Source organism: Streptomyces sp. KM273126 (genome assembly GCF_004337435.2).
Taxonomy (GTDB): domain Bacteria; phylum Actinomycetota; class Actinomycetes; order Streptomycetales; family Streptomycetaceae; genus Streptomyces; species Streptomyces acidicola.
Window position 1 is genome coordinate 4,385,438 of the sequence record NZ_SJXB02000001.1, and the last position, 26,591, is coordinate 4,412,028.

Annotated in this window: 27 protein-coding genes; 11 read left to right on the top strand and 16 right to left on the bottom strand. The window is 68.1% G+C overall.

Going from position 1 to position 26,591, the window contains the following annotated elements; genetic code table 11:
* Positions 1 to 37 precede the first annotated feature (37 nt).
* Complete coding sequence (locus tag E0500_RS18855; RefSeq protein WP_131562149.1) at positions 38 to 655, top strand: hypothetical protein; 618 nt, start codon at positions 38 to 40, stop codon at positions 653 to 655.
* A 6-nt stretch (positions 656 to 661) separates the two neighbouring features.
* Positions 662 to 1,252, top strand: coding sequence for a hypothetical protein (locus tag E0500_RS18860; RefSeq protein WP_131562147.1), 591 nt, complete (start codon positions 662 to 664; stop codon positions 1,250 to 1,252).
* A gap of 209 nt (positions 1,253 to 1,461) precedes the next feature.
* Here E0500_RS18860 and E0500_RS18865 read toward each other — a convergent pair whose 3' ends face one another.
* Positions 1,462 to 2,127 carry an ATP-binding protein gene (locus E0500_RS18865; protein ID WP_131562145.1) on the bottom strand — a complete coding sequence of 222 codons (666 nt, stop codon included), beginning with the start codon at positions 2,125 to 2,127 and terminating at the stop codon, positions 1,462 to 1,464.
* Positions 2,128 to 2,320: 193 nt separating this feature from the next.
* Between E0500_RS18865 and E0500_RS18870 the strand changes: the two genes are divergently transcribed.
* From E0500_RS18870 to E0500_RS18880, 3 genes are all read left to right on the top strand, one after another.
* Positions 2,321 to 3,193, top strand: coding sequence for a helix-turn-helix transcriptional regulator (locus E0500_RS18870; protein ID WP_131562143.1), 873 nt, complete (start codon positions 2,321 to 2,323; stop codon positions 3,191 to 3,193).
* Complete coding sequence (locus E0500_RS18875) at positions 3,190 to 3,393, top strand: DUF397 domain-containing protein (RefSeq protein ID WP_131562141.1); 204 nt, start codon at positions 3,190 to 3,192, stop codon at positions 3,391 to 3,393. The genes E0500_RS18870 and E0500_RS18875 overlap by 4 nt, the downstream gene beginning before the upstream one ends.
* Positions 3,394 to 3,681: 288 nt before the next feature.
* Positions 3,682 to 4,305, top strand: coding sequence for a hypothetical protein (locus tag E0500_RS18880; RefSeq protein ID WP_131562139.1), 624 nt, complete (start codon positions 3,682 to 3,684; stop codon positions 4,303 to 4,305).
* Between the two features lie 199 nt (positions 4,306 to 4,504).
* On the opposite strand, the gene E0500_RS18885 is transcribed toward E0500_RS18880, so the two are convergent.
* The 4 genes from E0500_RS18885 to E0500_RS18900 are packed head-to-tail and all read right to left on the bottom strand — an operon-like array spanning position 4,505 to position 7,468.
* Positions 4,505 to 5,227 carry a hypothetical protein gene (locus E0500_RS18885; RefSeq protein WP_131562137.1) on the bottom strand — a complete coding sequence of 241 codons (723 nt, stop codon included), beginning with the start codon at positions 5,225 to 5,227 and terminating at the stop codon, positions 4,505 to 4,507.
* Positions 5,224 to 5,751 (bottom strand): hypothetical protein, encoded by a 528-nt coding sequence (locus E0500_RS18890; protein WP_131562135.1) that lies wholly within the window; start codon positions 5,749 to 5,751, stop codon positions 5,224 to 5,226. The genes E0500_RS18885 and E0500_RS18890 overlap by 4 nt, the downstream gene beginning before the upstream one ends.
* A 2-nt stretch (positions 5,752 to 5,753) precedes the next feature.
* Positions 5,754 to 7,169: a putative T7SS-secreted protein gene (locus E0500_RS18895; RefSeq protein WP_131562133.1), complete on the bottom strand. Its 1,416-nt coding sequence runs from the start codon at positions 7,167 to 7,169 to the stop codon at positions 5,754 to 5,756.
* Positions 7,166 to 7,468 (bottom strand): WXG100 family type VII secretion target, encoded by a 303-nt coding sequence (locus tag E0500_RS18900; protein ID WP_131562131.1) that lies wholly within the window; start codon positions 7,466 to 7,468, stop codon positions 7,166 to 7,168. The genes E0500_RS18895 and E0500_RS18900 overlap by 4 nt, the downstream gene beginning before the upstream one ends.
* Positions 7,469 to 7,837: 369 nt before the next feature.
* On the opposite strand from E0500_RS18900, the gene E0500_RS44985 reads away from it, so the two are divergent.
* Genes E0500_RS44985 through E0500_RS18915 form a run of 3 tightly spaced genes read left to right on the top strand, consistent with a single transcriptional unit; the run spans position 7,838 to position 10,576 of the window.
* On the top strand, positions 7,838 to 9,490 hold the full coding sequence (locus E0500_RS44985) for an alpha/beta hydrolase (RefSeq protein ID WP_131562130.1): 1,653 nt from the start codon (positions 7,838 to 7,840) through the stop codon (positions 9,488 to 9,490).
* Between the two features lie 58 nt (positions 9,491 to 9,548).
* Positions 9,549 to 10,019, top strand: a complete 471-nt coding sequence (locus E0500_RS18910; protein WP_131562127.1) for a hypothetical protein — start codon at positions 9,549 to 9,551, stop codon at positions 10,017 to 10,019.
* Positions 10,020 to 10,039: 20 nt separating this feature from the next.
* On the top strand, positions 10,040 to 10,576 hold the full coding sequence (locus tag E0500_RS18915; protein WP_131562125.1) for a WXG100 family type VII secretion target: 537 nt from the start codon (positions 10,040 to 10,042) through the stop codon (positions 10,574 to 10,576).
* Positions 10,577 to 10,609: 33 nt separating this feature from the next.
* Here the strand turns inward: E0500_RS18915 and E0500_RS18920 are convergent, their stop codons facing one another.
* Genes E0500_RS18920 through E0500_RS18930 form a run of 3 tightly spaced genes read right to left on the bottom strand, consistent with a single transcriptional unit; the run spans position 10,610 to position 12,562 of the window.
* Positions 10,610 to 11,233, bottom strand: coding sequence for a hypothetical protein (locus E0500_RS18920; protein WP_131562123.1), 624 nt, complete (start codon positions 11,231 to 11,233; stop codon positions 10,610 to 10,612).
* 49 nt (positions 11,234 to 11,282) lie between these two features.
* Positions 11,283 to 12,251, bottom strand: a complete 969-nt coding sequence (locus E0500_RS18925; protein ID WP_131562121.1) for a WXG100 family type VII secretion target — start codon at positions 12,249 to 12,251, stop codon at positions 11,283 to 11,285.
* 2 nt (positions 12,252 to 12,253) lie between these two features.
* Positions 12,254 to 12,562 (bottom strand): hypothetical protein, encoded by a 309-nt coding sequence (locus E0500_RS18930; protein WP_131562119.1) that lies wholly within the window; start codon positions 12,560 to 12,562, stop codon positions 12,254 to 12,256.
* A gap of 247 nt (positions 12,563 to 12,809) precedes the next feature.
* On the opposite strand from E0500_RS18930, the gene E0500_RS18935 reads away from it, so the two are divergent.
* Positions 12,810 to 13,424, top strand: a complete 615-nt coding sequence (locus E0500_RS18935) for a hypothetical protein (RefSeq protein ID WP_131562117.1) — start codon at positions 12,810 to 12,812, stop codon at positions 13,422 to 13,424.
* Between the two features lie 72 nt (positions 13,425 to 13,496).
* On the opposite strand, the gene E0500_RS18940 is transcribed toward E0500_RS18935, so the two are convergent.
* Positions 13,497 to 14,234 carry a hypothetical protein gene (locus tag E0500_RS18940; RefSeq protein WP_131562115.1) on the bottom strand — a complete coding sequence of 246 codons (738 nt, stop codon included), beginning with the start codon at positions 14,232 to 14,234 and terminating at the stop codon, positions 13,497 to 13,499.
* An 18-nt stretch (positions 14,235 to 14,252) separates the two neighbouring features.
* Positions 14,253 to 14,573, bottom strand: coding sequence for a type VII secretion target (locus E0500_RS18945; RefSeq protein WP_165934944.1), 321 nt, complete (start codon positions 14,571 to 14,573; stop codon positions 14,253 to 14,255).
* A gap of 85 nt (positions 14,574 to 14,658) precedes the next feature.
* Here E0500_RS18945 and E0500_RS18950 point away from each other — a divergent pair, with 85 nt between their 5' ends.
* Positions 14,659 to 15,057 (top strand): hypothetical protein, encoded by a 399-nt coding sequence (locus E0500_RS18950; RefSeq protein WP_131562111.1) that lies wholly within the window; start codon positions 14,659 to 14,661, stop codon positions 15,055 to 15,057.
* A 165-nt stretch (positions 15,058 to 15,222) separates the two neighbouring features.
* Here the strand turns inward: E0500_RS18950 and E0500_RS18955 are convergent, their stop codons facing one another.
* Positions 15,223 to 15,888, bottom strand: coding sequence for a hypothetical protein (locus tag E0500_RS18955; protein WP_131562109.1), 666 nt, complete (start codon positions 15,886 to 15,888; stop codon positions 15,223 to 15,225).
* 200 nt (positions 15,889 to 16,088) lie between these two features.
* Here E0500_RS18955 and E0500_RS18960 point away from each other — a divergent pair, with 200 nt between their 5' ends.
* Complete coding sequence (locus tag E0500_RS18960; RefSeq protein ID WP_131562107.1) at positions 16,089 to 16,562, top strand: hypothetical protein; 474 nt, start codon at positions 16,089 to 16,091, stop codon at positions 16,560 to 16,562.
* A 124-nt stretch (positions 16,563 to 16,686) separates the two neighbouring features.
* Here E0500_RS18960 and E0500_RS18965 read toward each other — a convergent pair whose 3' ends face one another.
* The 5 genes from E0500_RS18965 to E0500_RS18985 form a co-directional block, all read right to left on the bottom strand.
* Positions 16,687 to 17,415 carry a hypothetical protein gene (locus E0500_RS18965; protein ID WP_131562105.1) on the bottom strand — a complete coding sequence of 243 codons (729 nt, stop codon included), beginning with the start codon at positions 17,413 to 17,415 and terminating at the stop codon, positions 16,687 to 16,689.
* A gap of 246 nt (positions 17,416 to 17,661) precedes the next feature.
* On the bottom strand, positions 17,662 to 19,614 hold the full coding sequence (locus E0500_RS18970; protein WP_131562103.1) for an ATP-binding protein: 1,953 nt from the start codon (positions 19,612 to 19,614) through the stop codon (positions 17,662 to 17,664).
* An 82-nt stretch (positions 19,615 to 19,696) separates the two neighbouring features.
* Positions 19,697 to 20,023 carry a hypothetical protein gene (locus E0500_RS18975; RefSeq protein WP_181587050.1) on the bottom strand — a complete coding sequence of 109 codons (327 nt, stop codon included), beginning with the start codon at positions 20,021 to 20,023 and terminating at the stop codon, positions 19,697 to 19,699.
* A 38-nt stretch (positions 20,024 to 20,061) separates the two neighbouring features.
* Positions 20,062 to 20,913, bottom strand: coding sequence for an immunity 49 family protein (locus tag E0500_RS18980; protein WP_165935088.1), 852 nt, complete (start codon positions 20,911 to 20,913; stop codon positions 20,062 to 20,064).
* Positions 20,894 to 26,332 (bottom strand): toxin glutamine deamidase domain-containing protein, encoded by a 5,439-nt coding sequence (locus E0500_RS18985; protein ID WP_131566341.1) that lies wholly within the window; start codon positions 26,330 to 26,332, stop codon positions 20,894 to 20,896. The genes E0500_RS18980 and E0500_RS18985 overlap by 20 nt, the downstream gene beginning before the upstream one ends.
* Positions 26,333 to 26,591: the final 259 nt, after the last annotated feature.

Genomic DNA, 26,591 nt, shown 5'->3' on the forward strand with positions numbered 1-26,591 from the left:
GTCGGGGAACACTCAAGGTGCCCACGCACCAGGGACATTGGACACCGCCGCACTGCGACGGAAGGTGACCGGCCTGGTCTGGTGGACCGGTATCGGCAACGGCGGGATCTACGCGATCATGGCCTTCGGCGCACCGGCCCTGACCGGCGTCGTCCGAGACAGCAGCCTGCCCTGGCTCGTCTACATCGTCGCCCCGTTCACCGGTGTCGGCATCATCGGCCTGCTCGCCACGCTCCACAGCATCCCGGTCGCGGTCATCGTCACGCGCAGCTGCCGCAAGACGCTCGCGCAGTACTCCTTCGACACGTTCTGGCCGCAGATCACCAAGGTCGACGGTGCCGAAGCGACCAAGGGCCGCCCCAAGAACATGACGCTCACGCTGCGCATCGCCGAGGGGCAGGAGTCACCGCTGATGCGGATGAACCCGGTCCCACGGCGCGCCCCGTGGCGTAACCCATGGCCCGAAGGCATCGAGGGCGGCGTGTACGTCGCGGGAGACCTGCCCTTCGGCGCGGTCGGCTATGTGCCGAGTTCCGGAGCGTTCTTCCTCATGCAGCCAGAGGACTGGGAAACGGCCGCGCGGGACCGCAAGCTGGCGGTCCCCGACCGCCTCACCCGGGCCCAGGAGGCCGACCTCACGCGAAGGATCATTTAGCTCCTCATGACCGGCTCCCGCACCGACTCCCGTACCCGAGGTCCCGTGACCCGGGTGTTCCTCTGGATCTGCGGAGGCATCGCCACGTTCGTCGCCGCTTTCTGGGCCGTCACCGCGACTGCTGATCTCGCCCTTTCCGCGGGCGTCTACGGCACCCCGGGCACATACAAGGTGGAGAGCTGCCACGACACCAACCCCCGCCGTAAGTACTCCGACATCTCTTGCTACGGGGACTTCAGGCCGGACGGAGGCATGGCCGATGACGCCGTCTATGTCCACCTCAAGGGCACCGGGCACGACTACCCGGACGGCACCGAGTTTGACGCGCGGCAAGGGCTTGAGCCGCAGACGATTCAGCGGGCCGGGATCCGGGGTGTCGTGGGCGAACTGTGGCAGGTCGCTTTTGCCGTGGCCGCCCTCGGCTGGCTCGCGTACCTGGTGATCAGGCCGCCCAAGTCGGACAAGCCGAATCGGAGCCGGGAGCCTTCGGGGCGCGAGAAGGCTGCCGAGCAAGTGGGCGGCGGTGTCCTCGTCTGCGTCGCTGTGGGCGTCCTGGGCTGGGTCGCTAATCTCGTGGAGTCGATTACTTCCAATTGATGTCGTCAAGCTCGGTGGTGGTGTCCGGCGGTTGGTTGCCCAGGGTGCCGGGGCCGGTGGACAAGGGCCCACGCGTAGGCGTGGCAAACAGAAACTGATCGAGCTGCACCCCAGGTTGGGCCGCTGCCCGGAAGGCCTGCCTGGTTCGCTGTTGTTATGCCGAGGCATTACGCATTGAGGTGGCGAAGTACCGGAGTGGATGGGCCAAGTCATGTTTCACGGTGTCCCGCCACACCACAGTGACCATTTCGCCCTGCACTCCGTACAGTCAGCGGTTCAGCCGCGTCCACCCGCACCACGAGGCCGTCGTCCAGCACCAGCGCCATGACGAACCCGCCCGAGGGAGAACGCTCGCCCCGGACACCCCGCACCGTCCGCCATGCCCCCCGTAGCTTGACCACGTCCCTGGGCTGGAGCGCTACCGCCGCGATCTCCCTCTCGACCGGAACAGCCCCGATGCCCGGGGCTTTCAGCTCCGCCCACACCGTCTTTCCGATGCCGCCCACGCGTTCCTGAACGCCCCATCGGTGGGCCAACGCCTCCACGAGGAGCAGCCCTCGTCCGTCCGTCTCATCCTCTCCTGGGCTCTGCATCTCGGGCCGGCCTTCCCCGGCATCGCTCACCTCCAGCCGCAGCAGCCCGTCCTCCTCCCAGTGCACGATGCGCACGCCAACTTGGCGGTCATGAGGAGCCCGTGCTCGCAGGGCGTTGGTCACCAGCTCCGACAGCACCAACTCTGTTGTGTCGAGGGAGTCTTGATCGATGTGTCGGCCGCCGAGCACGGCCTTGAGTAGCGCCCGCGCTCTAGGGACGGTGCTGCGGTGGCGGGGGAGGCGGCAAGTGATCTCGTGAGTGCTTGACAGCTCGGGCTGCATAGCCAAAGCGACCCCTGAAGTTCGTGGCTGAGACGGATTGCCCTCGGTGCGGTGAGAGAGTCATGCCTCGTTCACCGACTCCGGCACTCGCAGCATAGGCTTCATGCAAAATTGCACGGAGCCTCAGAAGCTCCGTTCACTCCTTCGAGTAACGCCTGCTTTCCTCCACTGCGCGCCTGATAGGGAGTTGCACATGCCTTCTGTGAAACCATCCACCGTCCTCGGCAGGCAGCTCGGCGACGAACTCAAGAGAATCCGCGAGTCCGCAGGTGTGTCCATGGCAGAGGCAGCTGAGGCGCTCGACTGCACCAAAGGGAAGATCAGTCGTCTGGAGAACGGTCACGTGCCGGTTCGCGCACCAGACCTGGACGCCCTCATGCGCGCCTACAAGATCGAGGACCTTGACACCCGCGATCGCCTCAGTGCGCTGTCGCGGAGGGCCAACCGGCGCCGCCGAGACGGCTGGTGGCATCCGTACAGTTCCGTTCTCGGCGATGCCTACCGGGATCAGATTGAGTTGGAAGCCATCTGTGATCACGTTCGGACGTATGAAGTCCAGCTGGTTCCTGGGCTCTTGCAGACAGCCGAGTACGGGCGCGCGGTGACGGTCGCTTCACGCGCTTGGCAGACGGCCGCGGAGATCGATCAGTTCGTGGAGGTGCGGCTCGCCCGACAGCGACGGCTGACCGACACGACTCCCCTCGAACTCTGGGCCGTGCTGGCCGAAGGCGTTCTACGCCAGCACGTCGGCGGTGCATCCGTGATGCGTGCCCAACTGGAGCACTTGCTCACGATGGCGGAGTTGTCCAATATCACCGTCCAAGTCATGCCGTTCTCGCGCGGTGCGCACTCCGGTATGTTCGGCCCGTACCTGGTGCTGAGCTTCCCGCAGGTCGCGTCACTCGATCTCGTACTGACGGAGACCCCTACGGGCAATGTCTGGGTGGAGCGGGAGTCCGAAGTCGCCTATTACCGCGGCCTCTTCGACGACGCACGCACTGCTGCGCTGCCGCCGACGGAGTCGCTCGCGCTGATCCACCGCGTCGCGAAGGAGTACCGTCCATGAGTCGTGAAAACCACATACCGACCGCCCTCGCGGAAGCAGCATGGCGTGCGAGCAGCTACAGCGGCGGACAGGGCAACTGCGTGGAGGTTGCCGGCGGCTTGTCCGGCGTGTTGCCCGTGCGCGACAGTAAGCGCCCCACTGGCCCCGTGCTCTCCTTCGGTCACCGCGCATGGAGCGCCTTCCTCTGCCATCTGCGGTGACCGGCCGTGCGTGATGCGCACGGGGGACGGTGCCATGGCTGTCGACAGCGGCCGCGTGGGCATCTTCGTTGCACCCGGGGCGATCGGCCCGATCCAGGCCACGCTGCGGGCGGTGCTGCGATGACGGCAAACGCAGAGAACGCAGAAAGAACGCGCAGATGACGGTGGCCTTCCACAGTCCGCCCCCGGGCATCCAGCGGACCGTACGAGGGGACGAGCTGGACGGAAGCACCGCCGGCGTCAAGGACAGCATCACGGCCGACTTCGGCTGACCGAGGTGAGTGACGAGTGAACCTGAACCTGAACAACAAGGGCGGCTTCGACGGCCCCGTGGCCTGGGATGGTCCCGGCACCGCCAGTGCCCTGTCCCGCTGGGCCGCAGGGCAGCTGACCAGGTTCCTCGGCTGGGTGGCGCTGTGGTGGGGGGCGGTGTTCGTCACGGTCGGGCTGCTGCCCGTGGGGGCAGTGGTGCCCATGACGCTCGTGCTGGCTGTGCTCATGTACAACGCCGTCATGTCACTCATCAAGCTGCGCAGATTCGGGCGGATGCGCCGGATCCTGACGGTCTACCCCTGGCGTCAGCAGCCGGGTGGCGTTCGGTACGACGCACGGGGGCGCAAGGCTTCTTTCGTCCTGCCCGACCCCGACCGGCCGGAGAAGACGGTGTCGCCGAAAATCTCCGGATTCTTCTTCCGGCCCTGGGACCGCATCGCACGCAAGGGCTTCGACGGTGACCTGTGGTACGCGGGCGACGCCCGCTTCGCCTGCGTCATCGCCAAACCCGGCCTGAAGGCGCTGACTTACGCTGCACAGCCCACCGCGTTCAACCCTCGCACCTCACCCCGCCGCAAAGGCCTCAGCCCTGAAGCCCGCCGACGCGCCCGGGCTATCGGTGCGCGCGTCGCCGACTGACAGGCAGCCCCGAACAGCCCGTGGGTGTTCCTGTGGCCTAATGCGCGTGATGCACGTAGTGCGCGTGCTGCACGCGCCTCTCGAATCGAGGAGTCGGCGCTGAGCTTCCTGCGTGTGGGTTGATCGACAGATGCCCGGGTCTGCGTACCCGTCCTTCCTTGCTGAGCCCACACGCACGCCTACCTGTGCGGATGCCCTGCTACCCGAAGTCCGCCCTGACATGCTCGGCGATCGGCCCCGTCTCCTCGCCGCCCCCATTGCCCGGGCCGGGCCCGGCCCCTGCTCCGCCGGACACCACCAGGTCGTGGGCGGACTTCGACAACAGCGAGACGTAGAAGGGGAGATCAGGCAGCGACGGGGTGGCGAGGCTCAGGACCAGGAGGTGGCCCATGCGGGGAAGCGGGAGGTAGACATCGGCCCGTGCGAGGGGAAGGGACGGGGCGGTGTCGTCCCCCGGTTCCGATTGCCATTGCAGCCCGCACAGGACGAGAACGCCTGGCCCAGCTGGAACACGGATCTCCTCGACCGTGTTGTTGTCATTCGCGGACAGCGCTTCGAAGAGGCCGCGTGCCGAGAGCTCGGCGTCCGGCTCGTCCAACGGGTCGAGGCGGGCCAGCAGCGAGGCGGTGGTGAGGCGGCCGTCCGGTGCCTCGTCCAGGCAGAAGCCGGCGTAGAAGGAGTTCTCGGCGAGGGCGTGGTCGGCCATCTCGCGGTAGGAGTGGAAGGCGACCTCGCGTTGGAAGTCGCTGCCGGTCGGCCAGATCTTCTCTGCGATGGACCAGAGTTGCTCCAGGCGTTCCTCGCCGTCGAGGTCGAGGCCCAGGGAATTGAACCCTCCGGGTATGTCCAGGTGCAGTTCCGGTTCGGCGGAGCGGGGCTCATCCGTTCCGCCCCGGAGCTCGTCGGCTGCGGACTGCGTCACCAAGAATCCTTTACGTGTGCGGGTCGAAGGGCCACACCGTGCTTGAGGTCCGATGAAGCCTCGACGGTGAGGGCGTGCGGGGAAGCCAGGCGGTTCAGTGTGCTGAGCGGAACGCCTCGGTACTCGCGGGGATGCACCCCGATGCGGTACAGGTATCCGTCGGAGTGCACCTCGTGCGCAACCCCGTAAAACACCCGTGTGCGCCAGCTGAACTTCCCTCGGTCGATCTCCTGGGCCAGGCGAGCGAACTCCCGGTCCAGATAGGCCTCGTGCTTGGCGGGGTTGTGCGACATCCGCACCAGGAGCTTGCCCGGTGAAAGGAATCGCGACGGGGGATCCAGCAGCCGCAACAGCTGGTCCGGGGTACCGTCCCCGAAGAAGAGCACGAGCAGCCAGAGGGTCCGCGCGATGAAGTCCACCGGGATCAGGATCCACTGCACCACGAACCACGTGAGGAGCCCCAGCCGCGACGGGTGGCGAAGGACCGGATCCGGGGATTGCTCGGTGTGCGGTGCGGCAGCCATTCCTACTCTCCCGTGATGCTGTCGTAGATGCCGGTCACGGCACCCGGTACCGACTGGGCCAGCAGAGGACCCTTGGACCACCAGGAGGTCGGATCGAGGCTGCCGTCGACGCGGATGGCCGCCTTGAGGGAGTCCAGGTCCTTGAGTATCGGGGTGTTGGAGATCATCTTCCCGAGCCCGCCTTCGCTGATCGAGGCGCCCAGGTTCTTGGCGACCGAGTTCTCCCAGGCAAGCTGCAGTCGGTTCCCCATGCCGCCCGTGGCCTTGAAGACTTGGCCCTCAGCCGCGCGGAGGATACGGCCGCCTTCTCGTGTGAAGTCGCTCGCTTGCGCGACTCCATCGCCGACGAGTCGGTTCAACCGGACCATCCTTTGCACGTCGTCGACGTTCGAGACGATCGCCTCCCCGATCCGCTCCGTGCGTACGGCGACCTTCACGGACCCGGTGACGGCCGTCTTCGCGAACCCCGCCCCCGGAATGATCCCGAGCGCGTCACCCGCAAGGTCCATCAGCCCGATGTCCGCCCCACCGATCTTCGCCGCCCCGTGCGCAAGCAGCGCCCCCGCCGAGAACCCCGCGCTGGCCAGGGCGAGGGCGCCCGACAGAGGTGGGCACCACAGGGTCAGCAGCGACAGGATGCCGAGGACGGCGGAGATGTTGCCGAGCCAGTCGCCGATGGACTTCAGGAGGTCCTTGTTGCGGGCGCACCACTCCTGGATGGCGTGGCCGAGCTTCTGGAACTGATCGCCCAGGCGTTCCCAGAACCCCGGGTCGGGTGCGCCGTCGGTCGCCTTGCGCAGGTGGCTCGCGATGCCGCGGGCCTGGGCCTGGTGCTCCTCGTACAGCCGCTCCGCCCGCTTGATGATCTCTTCGAGTTCGCGCTCGGCCTGGTCCAGTCGCGAGGAGGCCGCCGACAGGTCGCCGTCAGCCTGCTGCAGCCGTGTGCTGGCCGCGTCGATCTTCGCCTGGGCGTCCTGGAGTGCGGTGCCGGTGAAGTACTGGCCGCTGAGGCGGAACGCGGGATCGGAGGCCGCCTGGTTGTAGCGGTCGGTCGCGGTGCTCTTGGTCTTCTCCGCGGAGGCGACCTGGCCCTTGGCTTCCTTGGCCTGGGTCTCGTACGTACGCGCCGTGCTCTGGTAGTCGGTCAGCGCCTCGCGCCACTTCGACAGTTCCGACGACGCCGTGCGCATCGCCTCGTGGCTGTCCTTCAGATAGCGGGGCAGCTCTCCGACCTTCTTCGAGAACGCGGAGGCGGCGTCCCCGGCCCAGGTCACGTTTCCTGTGAGGCGCTTGATGCTGTTCTGGGCGTTGTCGAGCGCGTCCGCGGCCTTTTTGGTGCGGGCGGAGAGCGAGTCGACGTTGCCGGGGTTGCCCGGGGCCGGGTCGAAGCCGAGCGCGGGGTAGGTGTCGCTGCTCACTGGGTGCCGCCCTTTCCGGCGAAGCCGTCACGCAGGGCCGTTTCGACGTCCCGGTAGGTGTCGCGGGTCTTCTTCAGGCCGTCCTCGATGGCCTGCGTGCCCTCGGCGATCTTCGTGATCGCGTCGTCCCAGCTGTCGTGGAACTCGTCGCACGCGTTGTCGAGTTCCTTGCTCCCCGTGGTCTTCGGGCCGGTGTCGCGCAGCGCGTTCAGCGCCGCGCGCATCTCGTCCTGACTCCGGTGGAGTTCCCTGACGAGACCGTCCAACTCCGATATCTCTACCTTGAAGCCCGCTCCCATGGCGCCGGCATCCCCCTGTCCCGCAACGCGCATCATGTGCTGTCGCAACACGTTATCCAGCAGGAATCGAACGCTCCGTCGAGGGTCTTCGTGTTCGCAGGACCTTCACCGGCTCACCGCGAGGAGGCCTCGGCGTTCACGGACGACAACGGGAACCGGTCGCTGGGCGATCGCGGAACTGCCGGTCGAACTGTCCGTCATTGCCAGGTCATTACCTGGACGCCCTCTCTGCGGCGACGATGTCGGCTAGCCTGGGCGCCTCGAACTCATGGGCGAGCAGTAGCAACGGGGGTTGTCCTATGTCGCCGGGAAGCGTAATCGGCTTGTCATGCTCTGAACCGCTCGGGTTCAGGTCGAGCGGGAGCCGAAGTGGCCTCTGACTTCTCGCGGCTGATGAAGCAGGACTTCTCCGACATCGAAGCCGCGGCCAAGGCCTGGCATGGACTGTCGTCGACGATGGACTCCCTGAATGACCGCCACCGCCGGCAGGTCACCGGACCGCTGCGCCACTCCTGGCAGGGCGACGACGCCGAATCGGCCCTCTACTACCTGGAGGACGTCGAGTCGCGGATCGGTGTGGTCGAGACGGAGGCCATGGCCATCGCCTCCGCCCTGGAATCCACGAAGTTCTGGATGGAGCAGGCCCAGACGGAACTCCGCAACGCGGTACGGCGTGCGGAGGAGGACGGCTTCGAGGTCGACGCCGACGGTGGGATCAGCGATGGAGTGATCGCGGACCTTCCACGCAGCAATCAGGTGATCGCCGAGGAGCGCGGCGCTCTGCTCCAGGAGCACCGCACACGTATCGACGAGGCCCTGAGCGACGCGCACAAAGCCAGCAACGACGGCGTGAGGGCCCTGACGGAGCTGAACGGCGACATCCTCACCGATCCGTTCAACCATGACGCGGCAGCGGAATCCGCCCAGGACACCGAGCGAGCGATGAAAGCTCTCGGCGTGGAGCCCCCGCAGATCCCCGAGGACGACCCGAAGGCCGCCGCCGAGTGGTGGAAGGCCCTCAGCCCCGAGGAGCGCCAGACCTACACCACGCTCTATCCGAAGGAGATCGGCGCGACCGACGGTCTGCCGACGGACGTACGCAACGACGCCAATCGCACGGCCCTCGCCCAGGAGCTCAACATGCTCCAGGAGGGCAACTACGACGAGGGATTCCCGGGCGAGAGCGACGAGACGGTCAACCAACGCCTGAACAACGCCCTGTTGCTCAATGACCGGCTCAACGCCGGCGACAGCGCCCCCAAGGGCAAGGAGCTGTACCTCCTCGGCTACGACTCCAAGGACGACGGTCGGGCCGTCATCGCCATGGGCAACCCGGACACCGCCGCGCACACCGGGATCCTGGTGCCCGGCACCAATACGGACATGACCGGTGTGCCTGGTCAGCTTGAGCGCATCGGCAAGCTGCAGACGGCGGCGGAGGAGCAGTCCAAGGCCGAGAGTGTGGCGATGGTCACCTGGCTCGGATACGACGCTCCCGAGGCCAAGTCGACCGACTTCAACAGCGTCGGCGGGACCGGGCGGGCCGAGGACGCCGCTCCGGACCTGCGTCAGTTCGTGGCGGGTACGCAGGCCTCGCACGACGGGTCGCCGAGTCACACCACCGTCCTCGGGCACAGCTACGGCTCCACCGTGGTCGGTGCCGCCGCCGCAGGAGGCTCCGGCCTGGGCGCGGACGACATCGTGGTGGTCGGCAGTCCGGGGATGACGGTGGACGAGGCGGACGATCTGCAGATGGATCCAGAACACGTCTGGATCGGCGGAGCGGAGGACGACCCCATCATCAACCACTTCTCCGACTACACCCTCGGCCGCGACCCGATGCTTGGAGGCTTCGGTGGCAACAACTTCGAAGTCGACACCCACGGCCACAGCGGCTACTGGGACAAGGACAGTGAATCCCTCGACAACCAGGGAAGAATCATCGCGGGCAAGCGGCCAGGGGAGGTTCCGAAGAAGGGCAGCGACCTGCCGCCGGAGGCCACCATTGTCCCCGGGCTGTAATCCCCTTCTCCGCACGGCCGTCGCTGTCTCCGCAGCCCTGCTCTCGACTGGAGGCTGTATGTCCCAGAGCGACAACCCCAACGCCCCGCTGCCCCGTATGGAAAAGGACGCCGCGGTGAAATGGGCCGAGGACTACACCGCGTATATGGCCCGGCTCACCGATGTCGAACTCACCCCTTCGACGGCCAAGGTGAACTTCGAGGCGTGTATCGGGGAGAACGACGAGGTGGCTGAGGACGGGCGGTACAGCCTCTTCTACTACGTCTACTCCCCGGCTCCCGTCACGGAACACACACGCGTCGTGCGGACGCTCCGCCGGGAACTGTCCGAGCAAGGGTACGAGGTCACCGGATACCGGGAGTTCCAGGACGCCTATTCATCGGCGATCTTCAGTGCCCGCAACAAGAAGAACTCCTATCGGATCAAGGCCGACACCGTTGGTTCCGGCAAGAAGGAGCCGCAAGCCCTCTCCTTCTCCGTACGCACCCCCTGCATGCTCCCGCCCGGCGCCAAGCAGCAGCAGTTCTGAACGCCTGAGAGGAGACGGAAGTGTCCGAGCGCACCAAAGTCGACCCGGCCGAACTACGCGCCTCAGCCGGAGCCTGCGACGGCATGGCCCGCACCATGAAGGACCCCGCCGACAAGGCGGTCAAGGAGGCCAGGACTGCGGGCAGCTCGCTCACCGGCTGGTCGATCGGGCCCGCCCTGACGGAGATCGCCACCAGCTGGAAGCCCGCCCTCGACGGCCTGCGCGCCCGCGTCCAGGCCGGCGGGGACAACCTCAGGTCGTCGGCGGACGGCCATGAGTGGAACGAAGAGCGGGTCTCCCAGGACTTCGAGAAGACCGGCTCGGACACCGCGACGCAGGCCACCCCCGGTGAGATGCCCGCAGCACTGCGCCCGCGCGAGGGCGAGAACCACCCCATCGGGCACCCGGGCGGCGCAGCCCCGGGCTTCGACCCGGGTGGCCGACCGTCCGGCGACGCACCGCTACCGGACCCGCGCACCTCGTACGGCACCAACATGCCGACGTACGACGAGACCATCAGCACCCGTCCCACGCCTGGCACGAACGACTTCGGCTGAACCGCCACGTCTGCCCGACCGTCACGGAGCCGTTCAGCGCACGGGCAGAGCGTCGACCAGGTACTTCCACCCGGCGCCCTGTGCCACCACGTCACACCAGGACCCGTCCCGGAAGTGCCACCGGAGCGTGGCCCGTTGCTCGTCGTGGGTGTCCCAGTCGGCAAGCTCCACACCGGCCACCTCCTCCCGGGGGACGGTCCAGGCGAGCTCCGCCTCGCGCTCACCGACGTACACGAGGCCGACCTGTCGCTCTCCGACGGCCAGCACGCGGTCGCCCCAGACGTGCACAGCGATCGCGAGGCCCCCGGCTGCACTGTCCCATCCGCCGTTGAGTCCCTTCTCCCGCCGGCGCTTCTCCTTGCTCCGGCAGAGCCACAACAGCCCCCGGAAGGGCATCAGGAGCAGGTCGCCGAGGAAATCGAGCGGGGCGGTGACCCACGAGAGGAAGCCGGTCAGCCCGGCCAGCACCCGCACCCCGGCGGAGGGCTTGGGGCGGCGTCCGCCATGGGGCAGGACGCCGGGGTGCCGCCGTCGTCGCCTCGGCGGCCTGGGCACCCGGGAGTGGGACACCACCGGCTGCAGGTGGACCACGCGGTCGCCCTGGAGCGCTGTCGTCGCCAGCTCCCGGAGGGCGGCGTCCGTCCTGGCCGTTGTCATACAAGCCCCTCCATTCGTCGTGTTCCGTCGACCTCGACCCTGCCGCAGGTCACCCGAAGTCCTCTCGTACCTTCTTCTGAGTGGCAGTCTCGGCCATGGACATCCGCTGGTCGAAACTCTGCGACTCGGGCCGCCGGTCGTAGGCTGTCGGTTCCCTCGGTGTCACGCCCGGCGCGTCGCTGGGCGCGAACTCGTCGTACGCCTGCCGGATGGGCTCGCCCACATCCTGGCCGATGATGGGGGTGACGATCCCCTTCTTGATGCCGCGCTTGGTCGCCTGGAACGCGACGTACTGGGCGAGGTCGGCCTGGTTGCCGCCCGCGATGCCGTCCACCTTGCCGCGGTAGCGGTCCAGGCCCATGCGGTAGGCCTCTTGGGCGTTCTTCTTTCCCGCGCCCAGCTTCTTGAGTTCGGTCGCGAGCTTTTCGGCTCGCTTGATCGCCTTCAGGCTCTTCGCCAGGTCGCTCAGCTTGTCGGCAAGGTTGGAGGTGATCCTGACGGCCTTCAGGGCCTTCTGGGCGATGCCGGCAGCCGTGATCAGCGGTCCGATCGCGGCGGCGGCGCCGGCCGTCAGGAGCGACAGAATCGCCGTCGTGGCCGCCGCGGCCAGCGCCATCTCAATGATCTCGACGATGAGATCGATCATCAGCTGCTCGGCCATGGCACAGGCTTCCGCAGCCGTTTCGAGGAGCGTGGCGATGGTGTCCATGTCGTCGGCTTCGCCGTCCAGCGCCTTCTCGAACGCCAGCGACTTCGCGCGGAACGCGTCGGCGGCCTCACCACTCCACTTCTTGAGGAGTGTCCTGCGCTCGGCCTCCAGGTCCTGGACGACGCCGCGCAGGTCCCGAGCCGCCTGCCGGTACTGGGCGGCCGTTTCCACGAGTTTCTCGTTGTCGCCGCTGACCTTCTCCAGGTCGTCCTCAAGGCCGAACTGCTTGATGATCCCCCGGATGATCTCGTCGAGGGTGTCGGAGAACGGCCCGCTGATGCTGACGCCGAGACGGCTGAGTATGTCCATGATCACGCGCCTCCGAAGCCGGCCGCGGTGTCGTCCTCATTGCCGTCGTAGCGGTCCGCGGTCACCCGCGCCGCGTCGACGATGCCCTGAAGGGCGTCGGCCGCGTCACCCAGGTCCTTGACCGCGTCCTGCTGCTTCGTGTCGTAGTCGGCGCTCAGTTCGTCCGACTGGGGCAGCTTGCCGAAGGTGCCGTCGGACAGCTCCAGTTGCTGGATTCGGTTGCGTATCCGCTGTATCCGCTCGACGTCCGGCTCGGTGTTGCGGGCATACGTCCGCAGCGCTTCGCTCGTTACGCCAAATCCCTGACTCATTCGGTCCCCCGTGTCCCGACAGTTGAGATTTTCAACTTCACGGCAAGATCCACAGTAGTCAATGATCTCTACCGCTTCGTTCGAGAGGCTTCACCGCCCGTGCACAGCGCATACTGCGGGGTTTTGTGAGGGTGGCAGTTACTGGCACGGGGCGTTGGACGTGGTGCGAGCCACATGGATTGCGGCCGTGAACATGCGTGGGAAGATGGGCGCCTTCGTGGGTGTGCTCGGTGGGAGGCGAGGGGCTGTGACGGAACTCAGGGAGACCGTGCTCGGCGACCCTGCTCAGCTGCCTGAGCGCGGTGTGGGCGGGCGACTGTTCGGGGTCCTGTTGCTCCTCGTCGCGCTGGGGATCTGCGCGGCCGGGGTCAACATGATGCTGACCGCCGCCGGGGTGCAGGGTGTGCAGGGAACGCTGACCGTGGAGCGGTGCTGGAAGCAGGACCGCAGCGGCAAGGCCTTCGACGAGCCGCGCTGCTCCGGGACGTTCCGGCCGGACGGGGGCGGTGAGCCGGTCGAGAACGCCGAGTACCGGGGCGGCGGTGCCGCCGACGTCGCGGTCGGTCAGAAGCTCGACGTGCACGAGGACGGCGCGACCTACAAGCTGTCCGGTGGCAAGGGTCTCGCGCAGGGCGTGATGGCGGTCTTCGGAGGGCTGGCCTTCTCGGCGCTGGCCGTGCCGTTCCTCGCGACGGGGATTCAGCCGCGCTGGTTCGGGCGGGGCGAGAACCGTACGCGGGTGCTGGCCATGGTGACGTTCGGGATCAAGGGGACGACCGCCGGCCGTGTGCGCAACGCGCTGCTGCTGGTGGGGCTTGCGGGGATGCTCGTCTCGTACTTCACGTACGTGACCGTGAGTTGAGGCGGGGCGGGACCGTAGCCTCCGCCCCGCGCCGGAAGCAGCCCCGGAGGAGCCCCGGCGCGGGACGCCCGCTCACACTCCCGGGTGGTCGTACGCCCCGCCCACCTCGGGAAAGTTCTGCAGCGCCGTGCCGAGGCCGCCGACGATGGCGCCGGACGCCGTTACCGAGATCATCACCGCCTGCTCGCACGCGCTGTAGGCCTCGGTGATGCGGCCCCACGTCTTGATCATCTGGATGATCTCAAGTGCCCCCACGGCGTAACCCGCGATCAGTCCGACCCCTGTCTCCGCGAGGAGCGTGCCCGCCGCGAACGCGACCCCTGCGATGATCGCCTCGTCCAACAGTTGCTTGCACAGGCCCGAGATGAGGTCGGCACCGGCCCACACGGCCGCGTACAACTCGTCGTAGTGCTGCTTCAGCTGGTCGAAGTCGTCCTGCAGGCCCTCGATCTTGTCAGCGAGCTGCTCGAAGTAGACGAAGGCGCTGTCGGCGGCGTTGCCGTTCCAGGTCTGGTCGAGGGTGCCGTTGCCGCTGTCGAGGTTCTTGGCGATGCCGGCGGTGAGCTTGCCGATGTTGGCCCAGGCGTCGGCGCACTTGGCATAGCCTTCCCAGTCCCCGGCGAACCACTTCGCCACTTCCTCGAACGGGTCGAAGTCGAAGGCCGCCTTCAGGGCTTCCGCCGCCCAGGCGGACGGGCTCAGCAGGTCGCTCACCGCACCGATGACGTCGCTGACGGGGCCCTTCTCGGGCTCTTTCGTCTGCGGCGCCTTCAGATACGACGTGGGCTCTACGGTGTCGGTGAAGGACATGGACGGGCGCTCCCCTGGTCAGCGCTTGGACGCCGGGTAGGTGGCGTCCTGGCGTGCCGCTTCGTCGTGGTCGGTCTTCTCGTACAGGCCGGCGGAGCGGTCCAGTTCTCGGGAGCTGGAGTCCAGCAGCTTACGGACGCGCTCCAGCGTGTCGTCGACCCTGTCCACCGCTGACGGGTGCAGCCCCAGCAGGTGCAGGATCAGCCCATCCTGGGACTGGCCGCCCACCGCGTCGCCGTGTGTCTTGGCGTACTTCTTCGCTTCCTGGGCGTCCTCGGCAGCGCGCCCGATCTGCTTGCCGAAGCTGCGAACGTCGTCCGGCTCCACATCGAATGACACTGCCGCCGTCCCCCTGTCTGACCCGCTGATGGCTGGATACCATAGCCTGCCATCACGTACGCCCTGATGAACGAGCGTGTCCAAAATGAGCACAAGTCCACAACCTGACGAGCAGTTCACGGAGATGACCGGCGATCCGGTCAGAGCGCGTCAACTGCGCAAATCACTCCAGACGATCCTCGATCGCAGCAACGATCCGGCCTTGCGTGAAATGGCCGGTGAGGTGCTGTCCGGTCGGCTGAGTCTCCGTGACGCCGCCAACGTCCCCGCGTACGGCGAGGCCATGCGCTCCGGCATGCAGCAGGGCCTGCGCGCTTACGAGGCGATGTCCGAGTCGGAGCGCCGCGAGGCCGAGGAAGAAGGCCGACGCCAACTCGACGCGGTGCGGGGTGAGTTGGACGAGGAGGCGCGTGAGCGCAGCCGCTCGGAGGGCGGCTCGGGCAACCGGCCGGGCAAGCACAGCGGCCGTGGCTGGAGTCTCTGAGCGGCGGCCCGACCTCCACCGCCGTGTCCGCCGCCACCGCCTCCACCGGCTCTGAAGAGGATCTGCACCTTTCCTCGACCGTGCGGAGGTGTGGGAGAGGTTCAGCGGCCCGTGTGATGACATCGTCGGTGTCGGTGCCGGTGTCGGCGGCCGTCGGAAGAAGTGTCAGAAGAAGTAGCTGACCAGGAACGACACCCCGGCCCCGACGAGGCCCACACCGATCATCCCGAGCACGGCCGGGCGCGTCACTCCTCGCCCCGACGCCTCCCAGGCCGCGTTGTACGAGATGCGGCTCCGGCCGAACGGTGCGTAACCCGTGACGAGGCAGAAGACGCCGAGGCCTGTGAGGACCCAGCCACCGAAGAAGGCGCCGAGGAAGCGCCAGGCCCGGTCCATGCCGCTCTGGATGTAGTCGCCGTCCGTGGCGCCGTCCGTGGCGCCATCCGTCGTCGGCGGGTCCGTCTGCTGCACCGACAGTTCGGTGCCCGGCTCGTACCGATGCCTGACCTGCACCGCGGCGTTGGCGTCCTCGCTCCTGCCGTTGTCGGAGACGAAGGTGCCGTCGCAGCGGATGGGGCGGCGGTTCTTACGGCTGCTCCGCGAGGCGTTGTTCGGGTAGCTCACCTCGCACTCCTTGACCGTGAGGGTGCCGTGCGTGCCCGTCCACCCCGCCGCGTACGCCCCCTCGTATGCGCCCCATCCGCTCAGGGCGAGGCCCGCGACCAGGAAGACCAGGCCGCCCGCGCGGCCGAGGCGGCCGAAGGCTCTGCTGACGAGGCCGACGAGGAAGTTGTTTGTCCCGGTGCCTTGCTTTCGAGCCTTTCGAGCCATGACGATGCCGTCCTTCTCTTCTTCGGCTTGCTCTTGGGCTTGCTCTTCGGCTGGTGCGGTCAGTCAGCATGGCACCCGTGCCTATGAGTACGGCGGGGAGGGTGTGTCTTTGGTGCACCACTGCACCACTGCAGCGACTCGCGGGGGCGGCGGGAGATACTGCGGGTGACGCGAAGCGAGGAGAGACGAGGAGAAGCGAGATGGCCAGGCGACCCGAGAACTCCCCGAACCCGGACGGTTCTTCGCCGGACCGCGGAGTGCTGGACGAAGCACTGGAACCGGAGCAGATACGTTCCCTGAACTCCGCCCTGCGCAGGCTCTCCGCATCCGACGGAGGTGCGAGCAAGGAGATGCAGGACGCGGCGAAGAGGCTGCTCTCCGGCCGCCTCGCCCTGCGCGACGCCCTCGACGACCCCGCGGTGGCACGCACCCTGGGCGGGGGCGGCATGGCGTCCCTGCGCGGGCAGTGGGAGTCGCTCTCCGAGGAGGAACGGGAGCGGATCAGGAGGGGAGAGACGCCGGCGAGCGGTGACCCGTCCTCGGGATCGCCGTCCGAGCGGGGGCGCTCCACGGGGGAGTCCTCGCGGTCCGGTCAACCCGGCCAGTCAGGACAGCCAGGGCAGTCAGGCAAGAAGGGCCCGGGACGGCACAGCGGTGGGTTCTCGCTGTACTGATCACTGAGATCACTGAGATCACTGAGACCACGGAGTACGACGTGTCGACGTACGGGGCTCCGACGCACGTGGCGGAGATGCCTCCGGGCAGTGGCTCCGCCCGGCACCCGCGTCGGAGCCCGCGTCAGGCTCGGCGGCCCCTGTTGCCGGCGACGTAGGCGAGCCCCCAGGCAGCGGCTGCGGCGACCACGAGACCGAGCAGTGAGATCCATGTGGAGTCGCTCGCGCTGCCCCACCAGGCCTTGGCCGGGAAGAAGGGCTCGTTCTCCAGCATGTCCCACACGACAGAGGGTGTTTGGCTGTCGGCGATGACGAGCGGAACGGCATTCGTGTAGCCGAAGAAGGCCCCGAGGGGGGCGATGACGGCCGCGCCGATCAGGGCGCCGTTGCCGCGACCACCCACCAGGCCGGCCAGGGCGCCCACGGCGACACCGTTGAGCAGCGCGTGCGCGATGTACAAGGTGTGGGCCGTGGTTTCCGACTGGTCCTTGTACGTGGCGAAAATGACCCCGCTGTAGATCAGGGAGACGACGACCGAGGCGAAGAACCCGAGGAGGACCGCGCCGACGGGGTTCCCGCCAGCCGGGTTCGGCTGTTGCCCGAAAGAGGGTGCCTGGTACGGCGGTCCGGGTTGCATCGGGTGCACAGGTGGCTGCCCCGGGACCGGGGGCGGGCCCGCCTGCATCGGTGGCTGCCCGGGAACGGGCGCCGGGCCGTACCCCGGTTGTTGCTGGGGCGGCTGTTGCTGCGGGTACTGCGGTGGGGCGGGCTGGCCGTACGGGTTGTAGGGGTTCTGGGGCGGCTGCGGTGGCTGGGATGGCTGCTGGGGTGGCTGGAACGGCGGCTGGCTCATCGATCCCCCTGGAGTGAACTGACAGGGGCAGCAAGCTATCAGTGAGTTCCGGAGGGGCCCGTCGGAGCCCGAGCGGGCTGCGTGAAGGCCGTTGGGGGCAGGTACGAGGCACGGCGGTGGCAGGGCCAGGGAGATGGGGCGGACCGTAGACGTGCCGCCCCGGCGCTGTCAGCACACCCCGTGCCACATTTGCTCGACGATGATCGAGTGGCGAGGGACCTCATTGACGGGACGTGTGTCGTGAGTCTACGAGGCTGTCGCTGGGCCCGTCGGGCGGATGCGGAGGGCTTTGGCGCCGCGCTCGGTGCCGACGAGGAGGATGCCGTCGGGGGACAGGTCGGCAGCGGTGAAGGGCACGTCGGAGATCAACTCGGCCACGACCTTCTGACTTGCCCGGTCCCAGACACGAACGTAGTCGGAGCCGCGGCTCAGCCCCAGCGGGGCGGCGGCACGCTCCTCCTCGGAGGGGCGCAGGATTTGCGTCGGGTGGGGGGCGGTGCCGGTCTCGCCGAGGTCGTCCGGTCGTACGAGGCCGTGGACGAGCACCGCGGAACGGCTCGCCTCGTTCTCCGGGCCCGTCTCGCCGACCGGGTGGGCGCCAGGCGTGTCCGTTGGCACGGCGAGAACGGCCACAGGGATGGCCGGCCCGTCGTGGCGGGGCAGGTTGGCGACGGTCACGGCGCTGATCCCAGGGAGGGGCACGCTCCACAGGGTCAGCCAGGGCAGTTCGAAGCCGAGCCGCTGTTGTACTGCATCGGCGTACTCGGGCAGGCCGTCCTCGACGAACGCGGTCTCGAGAAGCGCGGCGCGCAGCGTGGCGGGGGCCTTGGTACGGGTCAGAAGGGGTGCCGTGCGGAGGTACGTGCGGGCCGGCGCAGCGAGCTCCCCAGTCGGCACAGCCTCGACGGCGGCTCGCAGCGGCACCGGGTCGGCGTGCACGAAAAGCCCTGGGTCCGTGAGGAGTTGGGGCAGTAGCCCCGCCTCCAGGGTGTGACCCGCTATGTGGTCGCGTACGTAGGGATCGGCTTGGGCCCAGTCCTGCTCGGGCACGGCCTCCAGCAGAGCCACCGCGATCTGTGTCTGAGCGGCGCGGACGTTCGGCAGGCCGGCGCGGATCTCGTCGCCGACGGCCGGGTGGAGCAACTGGAGGAGCCTGCGTGCGCTGCCGTCCCCGTCCGGTTGAGGCGCCTGGACGAAGGGTCCGGTCAGCGCACCGCTGCTCGCGATGACTCCGCTCATGTCCTTGCCCGCAAGGGCGCTGACGAGCCTCTCCCAGATGCCGACGGGCAGTCCGTCGCCCTCCGCGAGGGCCAAGGGGGCCAGCAGCTGACGCAGGATCTGCGGGTCCGCTCCGAGGCGGCGGGCGTGCAGGTCGAGTGCCTCTCCGACGGACGAAGGGAGGTGCGTCTCGTCGTGCGGGACGACAGTGCCCGGACTCGTCAGGATGCTCCGTACGGCGAGTTCCACGACGAGCGGACTGGTCCCGGCTTGGCGTCCGATGGCCTCGGCGAGTGACCGTCTAGCCGGTGGGTCGGTGGTGAAGGGCGCCTCCGGCGCGCCGAACTGCGGGTTCAGCAGCGCCTCGGCCTGCAGTATCAGGCCCTGAGGGTCCGTCCAGTGCGGTGCGTCGAGGTCGATGACCTGCACGGTGCCGGCGGGGAAGTCGGCTGTGAACTCCTCCGCGAGGTTGCGGGGCATCTCAGTGAGCAGGCGGACCGTCTCGATGGCGGCAAGAGGTTTGAGTACCTCTCGCGTGAGCCGAGCTGGTTCGTCCGCAGTGCGTACTGGCCCGGCCCGGTCGACGTCCGGCACGACCACGGCGACGGGGCCGGCGACGGTGGCCAGCTCAGTGAACACCTCCGACACACCGTCGGCCTCCAGACCGAAATGATCGGCGAGGAGCCAAGCGACCTGGGCCGCGGTCATCCCGGCAGCCCCCGGCACAGCAGGTGCGGGCAGCTCGGGCGGCACGGTCGACGGGTCGAGCTCGTCCAGGGGAAGCCGCTTGCGGTACTCCGGGTCGCAAAGCATCAGGAACCCGGTGATCAGATGCGATCGACCGCTGCCCGGGTTTCCCGTCATGACCAGGACGCGCGGGGTGCCCGGCCACTCCACCCGCCAGGCAGCCAGGGCACGCAACACTGCCGTGCGGCCGCCTACGTAGGGATGCGGTGCGTAGGCATCGGTTGCGCCGGCCATGAGTGTCCGTCCTGTGTCGGAGTGGTGAGGCGGTCGGGGGAGAGCGGTGTTGTGGGGCCCGCGCGGGCGGCTCACCCGGCCGTCAGGTGTTCCGCGCGCGGTTCTTCCGGTACAGCGCGATGGCCTGTTCGGTGGGGTAGTTGGGGACCGTGACGGTTTCGCCGGTCTCCTTCGACACCACGATCTTGGCTCCGCCGGGCGGGGCGGGTTGGCGGGGGCCGGATGCCTCGGGGCGGGGCGGGAACGTGGGGTACACGAGGTAGCCGATGTCGAACTCGTGTACCTGGAGTTCGGCGGGGGTTCCGTCGGGGAGTTTGGGCTGGGCGTAGCGGGCGCGGACGATGTCGACGGCTTCGTCCGGGGTGGTGGGCGGGCCTTGGGTTGCTGGGGTGGGGGTGTCGGGAGCCATGGGCTTCCTCTCTGCTGCCTGGGGTGCGTGGCTGGGGGCTACGTGGGGAATTCGTTGACCCAGCTGCCGTCGAGCAGTGCCTTGGGGAGATATTCGGACTCGACGCTGATGGTGAAGCCGGCCTGAACGGCGAGGCAGGACACGGCCAGCGGGCCCAGAGCCACGAGGCCACGGGCTTCCAGTTCGCGGTCCTCGTCGCGGGTCCAGTAGTCCTTGTGCCACTCCAGGGCCTTGGCCAGTTCAGTGTTGAACTTTTCCTGGTCTCCGCGGGCCAGCTGGGTGAGGAGGTTCATCGGGGGATACATGATCAGGAGGACGCTGTCGCGCGGTGCGTGCCGCAGCACATCGGGGTCGGTGCCCTCCACCGCGGTTACCAGTTTGTCGCCGAAGTCCGGGCGTTTGAGCCAGTAGGCCTGCAGCGCCTCCACCCAGTCGTAGATGTACGCGTCGAAAACCCCGTCGGCTTCCCGCAGCTGTGAGACCGGGAATTGGCACAGCTCGGTCATCCGCTTCTTCTCACGGCAGACGCATGCCAGCCAGAAGGCAGTGAGCCAGTTTCCGGCATGGGCCCGGGGTAGGGCACCGGCGCGGATGGGACGCATCTCGTGATCGATGCGGTACTCGATGCTGTTGGTCGTGGCCTGGGCCGACGCGAAGAGGGCGGAGCCGACCTGCATCGCGGTAACGCAGGATTCCCAGGTCTCGAGCTTGTCGGCCCCCGGGTCCACGGAGCAGTGCAGGCCGAAGAGCTGGACGCCGGAAGCCAGAGCGTTCGAGAACCATGAGGGTTCGTCCTGGAGGGCTCCAACGTCGCGCCAGAAGCGCTTGCCCCTGGATTCCAGGACCGACGCGACGTTTCGCGTCGGGAACTCATGTCGCGGAATCTGCATCTCTTTCCTTCTCCGCTTTCGTTCTGATGTCGAACTGCGCGATCTCGTAACCAGTGTGCTGGGAACCCTCGCCATTTCCCTTGACGAGCACGTACTTGATCCGCGACGGATTCGCCTTCAGGGCCTCGTCGAGGGCTTCTGCCAGCGCTCGCTCCGCCTTGGCGGCCTCCAGTTCGGCGTCGGTCTTGGCCTTCAGCTCGTTCCGGTCCGCGCGATCCTGCATTTCTTGAAGGATCGTCTCAAAGTATGCGCGAGTGCCTTGCCGGACCTTCGGCACACCAGGACGCGGATCGTCCTGATCGGCATCACCCTGGGTCCCGTCGCCCTGTTCCTGACTAGGGTCGATGGGTGATGGACTCTGACCGGAGCCTTCCTCCGGGGCGAGCCCTCGCCGTTCACCGAGACTGGCGTCCAGTGAACCCTTGGCCTCCACAACGACGAACTGGGGCGGGTCACTGTCCGGAATCGTCCAGATCTGGTCGAACCGGTTGTTTCCGGTCCCGCGGTCGTCGACGCGACTGCTGTACTCCGAGAAGTGCTCGGGCATTGCGTGCAACTCGGCGACCATATCGCCGTACGTCTCGCTGGCCCGCGTCATCTTCCCGTGCAGCGGGCTGTGCAGCGCGTCTGCTTCCTCGAACTTCTTCTTGTTCTCGGGAGTCGCGTTCGCCTCGTAGGCGTCCTTGGCTGCCTTCCGGTCCACGTGTGGCTGTCGGTCCGCGTCGATTGCCTTCTGGCGTGCCACTGCGGCCTTGTCCAGCCGCTTCTGGTTGTCTTCGGATATCCCTTCGTCCCGGACGCCAGTCTTCTTGCTCCCGTCGACATAGTCTTCCCGATCGGCGTCCGGCACATCACTGGCCAGCATCCACGGCTTGTCAGGATCGTCGGTCGGATGCAGTTGGGGAACGGGACGGCCGTCCTCGGCCGGATTGGTCGCGCTCCTGCGGTACCCGTTCTTCGGCTTGTACCACTTCTCGAACCAGTCCTTGTCTTCCGGGTCCCTCGAATTGGCGCGCGCGAGCATCGCCAGATCGCGCTTCCGGCGCCGTGCCTGCTCGTTGGCGTCAGTGGAATCGTTGCCTGCGGGCTCCGCCGGACCGGAGGGTCGCTCCGGACTCGTCGGCCGGGATGTCTGCGCCGGGTTCTCGGCCGCGATGTCGCCGTACAGCGGCTTCTTCCCGTTGACCGAGTCCTTGACGTAATTGGCCGCTTCGGCGTTCCTGCCGTCCGGCAGGCTCTCGCGCGTGGGGACCGCCGAGTCGCTGCGCATGTCGTGCGGGCGGTCGCGATGGTCGTCGCCCGGCGACTGGTTCGGGCCGGCGGGACGCGTCTGGTCCGGGGCCTCGGACCGGTCCCTGTCCGGAGTCTCCGACCGCGGGTCCTCAAGGTGATCGGGACGCGTCTGGTCCGGCCGTGGCGGGGTGCTCGGGCGCTCTCCGGAGGGGCGCTCGTTGGCCTCCGGCCTCTTCTGCGTCGGAGAGTCCCGCTGTGGGTCCGACGTGCGCGGGTCTGACGTGCGCGGGTCTGACGTGCGGGCATCGGCCGTGCGCGGATCCGTGGTGCGGGGGTCCGTAATGCGCGGGTCGGCGGGCCGGGGGTCCGGGGTCTGCTGGTGCGGAATGGACGTACGGGGGTCCGAGGGAGCGGTGGTCCGCGAAGGTGTGTCCCGATTGGTCGTTGGGTCGCTCGGGGCGTCCGTCGCGGTCCGGGTGGGGGGCGTGCCCTTGTCCGGCGTGCCGTTGTCGGCGCTGTCCGGTGTGGTGTGGGTGGGCGGGTCCCGGTGCTCCGAAGGGGAGTCGGGCCTGGACGCGCTCTCCGTCGTCGTGGTGGGCTGCTCGGACTCCTTGTCGGGGGTGCGGTCCTGCTCGTCGGGGTGCGTCGCCTCGTCCGGGCGTGACTGCTGATCCGGGGTGTTCAGGGTCTCGGCCGCTGACGGGCGGTTCTGTACCGAGGTGGTCTCGGGGGAGGGAGACTGCTGCGACTGAGGCTGCTGCCGTGGATCAGCGTCGCTGTCGTCCGGGGACGGCTGCCGGCCTTCCTGGGTGTCCCGGGAGCGCTCCCGGCCATCACCTGCATCAGGTGTGCTGGGGTCCGCCGACTTGGAAGAGCCGGTACCCGTGTCGGGGTCGCCGCCCTGCTTTGAGGTGTCGCCCGAGGCGTCGTTCTGCGGGTTCTGGTTGTTCTCCGGCTGTCCGTTGTTTTCGGAGTTCTCCGGCTGGGACTCGTCGTCGTTCTGGTTCTGCGTCTCGTCGTTGTGGCTCTCGGAGTCCTCCGCGCCGGACTGGGTGGTGTCTATCGGGTTCCGGTCCGCGTCGAGGGGGATATGCCAGACGTGTTCCGCGTTGTCGATGTGGAGAGGCTGGCTGCTGACCTCTCCGCTCTGGGTGTCGATCCAGATGATGTTGCCGTTGTGGTTGACGACGTTGAAGGCGTGGCCGCCCCCATTGTTCGGCCAGTCGACCTGGACGATGGCCGCTGAGCCGTGGCCGGATTGCTGGAGGACCGACGCGATGTTGTTGGCGGTCTCGGGGTCGCCGCCGGGCCCGGCGTAGGTGTGGGCGGCGCCTGTCCAGCGGATCTGGTTGTCGTTGGCGTTGTCCTCGGGGGTGAACGGGTCGTGGTTGCCGTTTTCGTCGTAGTCGGGGGTTCGGGCGGCCGAGACCTGGGGGTTTCCGTACCAGGTCTCAAGGAAGGAGCGGGAGCAGTCGGCGCAGTTGTTGCTGCGTCCGGGGACTGTGATGCCGCCGTCGTTCTGGAGCTGTGACCAGGAGCCGAAGGGGTCGGGGAAGCGTTCCGGGGTGCCGTCCTCGTTGTGCGGAACGGCGTCGACCAGTGCCTGCTGGTCGGCGGGGTCCGGTTCGGACAGACCTCCCGGGTAGTGGTCCAGGTCGGAGCGGATGTCCTCCAGGCTGTCCTGCTGCGGCGGCTGCTGGTGGTTCGGGTCGCCGGGGGTGGTCTGGGGCGAGCCCGGCGGGTGTGGTGTGGCGGGAGCCGCGTGTGACGGTGACGTCGAGGAACTCGGGGTCGCGACCACCGTGTGGATCGGGACCGCGGTCACCTGCTGTTGCTGTTGCTGCTGCGGGTTGGGCGGGGTGTTCTGCGGTGTGTGAGGCTGCGCGGCCGGCTGCTGCGGGGTGTTGGGCGTGTTGGGGGTACTGCCCGCGGGCTGCTGGGGCTGCTGGGGCTGCTGGGGCTGCTGGGGCGGCCTGGTGGGAGTGGCGGGTGTACCGGCGCTCGGCTGGTTCTGCGTTCCCGGTGTGCTGGATGTGCTGGGCGTGCTGGGCGTGCTGGGCGTCTGCGCCGGGCCCGGCCGTGTCGAGGAGTTCGGGTTGCTGCTGCTCGGCGTGGAGGTCCGGTCGGAGCCGGTGCCGGTCCCCGTGCCGGTGGACGTCGAGGGCGTCGTCGTGGGGGTGCTCGTGCCCGGGTTCTGCCCCGGCGTGGACGTGCGCGTGCCGGTCGGGTCCGGGCTGGTGCGAGGCGAGGGGCGGTCGCCCGGGGTACTACCCGAGGTGTTCCGCTGTGTCGTCCCGTCGCCCGGCGTGGTGCTTGGGGTGTTGCGGGGCGTAGTGCGGTCGCCCGGCGTCGTACCGGGCGTGTTCCGGGGCGTGGTTCCGTCACCCGGGGCCGTACCAGGGGTGCGCTGGGTCGGTATTCGACCGTCCGGCGTGGCTGGAGTGCTCGGAGTACGGCCATCCGTACCGGGCGTGCGACCGTCCGGCGTCGGAGTCGGGGTACTCCGTGGCGTCGTCGCGGGTGACGTGGCGCTCGGAGTGGAGGCAGGTCCGGTTCCAGTGGGGGAGGGCGTACCGGGCGTGCTGGCGGAAGGATTCCGTGCCGCACCCGAGTTGGGGGCCGGGCTGGTGGGGCTCGTGGCGGAGGGCGTACCGCCAGAGGCGCTGGCGCCCTGGTGCGAGCCGGACACACCACCCCCCGTGGAAGGCGCCACCGGAGATGTCGGTGTGGTTGAGCCGCCATCCGTACGGCCCCCGGTGCTCGCGGAGGATGGATCGGTCGCCGTCGGCGTGGGCGCCGCGTTCGACTGGGTGGGGACAGTGGCGGCCAGGCTGTCGATCGAGGTGCCGATCGCTCCGCCACCCGGCGACGAGGACGACGTACCGCCGGACGGTGCGGCAGTCGGCGCGGATTGCGGACTCGGCGACGAGATGCTCGACACGGAGGGGCCGTCGCCGGTGTGGGACGGTCTGGACGTACTCGGAGTGCCGGACGAGCCGCCCGAGTTCGAGCCACCGGACGACGTTCCGCCGGGCGCGGGGTCGTCGAAGTCCGACAGCGTCGGCCCTGACAGCAACGGTGTCGGCCTCGGAGACGCGGCGTCCGAGGCGGAAGAATTCTGCCCAGCGCCGGACCCGGACCCCGACCCGGATCCTGAGTCAGAGCTCGGACCCGCACCCACGTCCGGCGTGCCTATGCCACCACCACCGCCGTCGGCGGATATCCCGCCACCTATGTTCACGCCCGCGCCGTTCCCCGAACGCGTCGACGCAGACGAGTCCGACCCCGACGAGCCGGAGTTGGACGAAGACGAAGACGAGGATGAAGAAGACGAATCGGAAGAGGAACCGGATGAGCTGGAGGACGAAGTGGAAGACGAGTCCGAACCCCCGTCCCTGCCATCACTCCCCGACGTACCCGACGTGCCCGACCCCAGGCCATAGCCATCGACACGGCTTTCGACCGAGTTGCGCGCATGGCTGCCCGCCTTCGACCCCAGGCTGTCGCGCACGCCCTCGGCCAGGGTCTGCGGGGTCTGCTGGACGGCCTCCCAGCCGCCCTGGGCCCCGGCCTTGACGGTCTGGCTGAGGTCGTAGCCCTGCTGGGCGCCGAAGCCGACGTTCACCGTCTGGCGGACGAGGTCGGTGATGATCGCCTCGATCGCCGAGACGGCGGGCTCCTTCATCGCCTCGACGATCGCCTCCATGAGGGCGTCCTTGAGCTCGTCGAGGAGGCGGCGCACGATCAGCCGGGTGGCCTGCGTGGCGCCGAGTGCGCCGAGCTCGGAGAGGCCGAAGGTGAACGGAGCGGCGAGCTGTGCGGCGGCGATCTGAATGGCCAGGGCGATCAGCTGGGCGATCACCGCCCATTTGGCGAACTCGACGATGTAGGCGCAGGCCTCCATCACGTTCGCGATGATGTACGCCGCCTGTGCCGCGTTCGCGAGGTAGCCGTCGCCGCCGTTGTCGAACTTGGCGTAGGTCTTGGTGAACGCGTCGATCGATTCGCCGCCGTTGTGCGCGGTCACGTTCCTGGCGGCGGAGTTCGCCGACTCGTGCAGCTTGGCGACGTCATCGCCGAACTTCCGCCACAGCTCAGCGGAGTCTCTCAGCTTGTCCTCGTCTGCCGTCGGCCAGTTGTAGCCGAGCATCTCGAGAACCCACTCGAGCTCGTCAGGCAGCATCATCGACACAGCTAAAGCACCCCCGTCAGCCGACACGGCCGTACAACTGTCCCCACTCACAAGGAAAATCAGACAGAAGCACAGCAGTGCACAGAGTGTACGGACACACCCGCGGACAACTTCAGGGGGTTGCTGTCACAAATCTGCTGCAAGTCAGATCCCTCGCAAGTCTCTTGCAAGGGAGATCTCTTGCAGGTCAGATCTGTTGAACGTCGGAGCCGTTGAGCGTCAGACCTCCTGCAGCGCGCCAGACCCGCTGAGC

Excerpts from the sequence above, each read along its gene's own strand:
- E0500_RS18890 (WP_131562135.1), bottom strand. The coding sequence starts at position 5,751 with ATGGCTGCCGCACCGCACACCGAGCAATCCCCGGATCCGGTCCTTCGC.
- E0500_RS18980 (WP_165935088.1), bottom strand. The coding sequence starts at position 20,913 with ATGCAGATTCCGCGACATGAGTTCCCGACGCGAAACGTCGCGTCGGTC.
- E0500_RS18965 (WP_131562105.1), bottom strand. The coding sequence starts at position 17,415 with ATGAGCCAGCCGCCGTTCCAGCCACCCCAGCAGCCATCCCAGCCACCG.
- E0500_RS18875 (WP_131562141.1), top strand. The coding sequence starts at position 3,190 with ATGAGTCGTGAAAACCACATACCGACCGCCCTCGCGGAAGCAGCATGG.
- E0500_RS18860 (WP_131562147.1), top strand. The coding sequence starts at position 662 with ATGACCGGCTCCCGCACCGACTCCCGTACCCGAGGTCCCGTGACCCGG.
- E0500_RS18925 (WP_131562121.1), bottom strand. The coding sequence starts at position 12,251 with ATGGACATACTCAGCCGTCTCGGCGTCAGCATCAGCGGGCCGTTCTCC.
- E0500_RS18940 (WP_131562115.1), bottom strand. The coding sequence starts at position 14,234 with ATGTCCTTCACCGACACCGTAGAGCCCACGTCGTATCTGAAGGCGCCG.
- E0500_RS18920 (WP_131562123.1), bottom strand. The coding sequence starts at position 11,233 with ATGACAACGGCCAGGACGGACGCCGCCCTCCGGGAGCTGGCGACGACA.
- E0500_RS18870 (WP_131562143.1), top strand. The coding sequence starts at position 2,321 with ATGCCTTCTGTGAAACCATCCACCGTCCTCGGCAGGCAGCTCGGCGAC.
- E0500_RS18930 (WP_131562119.1), bottom strand. The coding sequence starts at position 12,562 with ATGAGTCAGGGATTTGGCGTAACGAGCGAAGCGCTGCGGACGTATGCC.
- E0500_RS18865 (WP_131562145.1), bottom strand. The coding sequence starts at position 2,127 with ATGCAGCCCGAGCTGTCAAGCACTCACGAGATCACTTGCCGCCTCCCC.
- E0500_RS18910 (WP_131562127.1), top strand. The coding sequence starts at position 9,549 with ATGTCCCAGAGCGACAACCCCAACGCCCCGCTGCCCCGTATGGAAAAG.
- E0500_RS18960 (WP_131562107.1), top strand. The coding sequence starts at position 16,089 with ATGGCCAGGCGACCCGAGAACTCCCCGAACCCGGACGGTTCTTCGCCG.
- E0500_RS18950 (WP_131562111.1), top strand. The coding sequence starts at position 14,659 with ATGAGCACAAGTCCACAACCTGACGAGCAGTTCACGGAGATGACCGGC.
- E0500_RS18970 (WP_131562103.1), bottom strand. The coding sequence starts at position 19,614 with ATGGCCGGCGCAACCGATGCCTACGCACCGCATCCCTACGTAGGCGGC.
- E0500_RS18985 (WP_131566341.1), bottom strand. The coding sequence starts at position 26,332 with ATGATGCTGCCTGACGAGCTCGAGTGGGTTCTCGAGATGCTCGGCTAC.
- E0500_RS18975 (WP_181587050.1), bottom strand. The coding sequence starts at position 20,023 with ATGGCTCCCGACACCCCCACCCCAGCAACCCAAGGCCCGCCCACCACC.
- E0500_RS18900 (WP_131562131.1), bottom strand. The coding sequence starts at position 7,468 with ATGGGAGCGGGCTTCAAGGTAGAGATATCGGAGTTGGACGGTCTCGTC.
- E0500_RS18955 (WP_131562109.1), bottom strand. The coding sequence starts at position 15,888 with ATGGCTCGAAAGGCTCGAAAGCAAGGCACCGGGACAAACAACTTCCTC.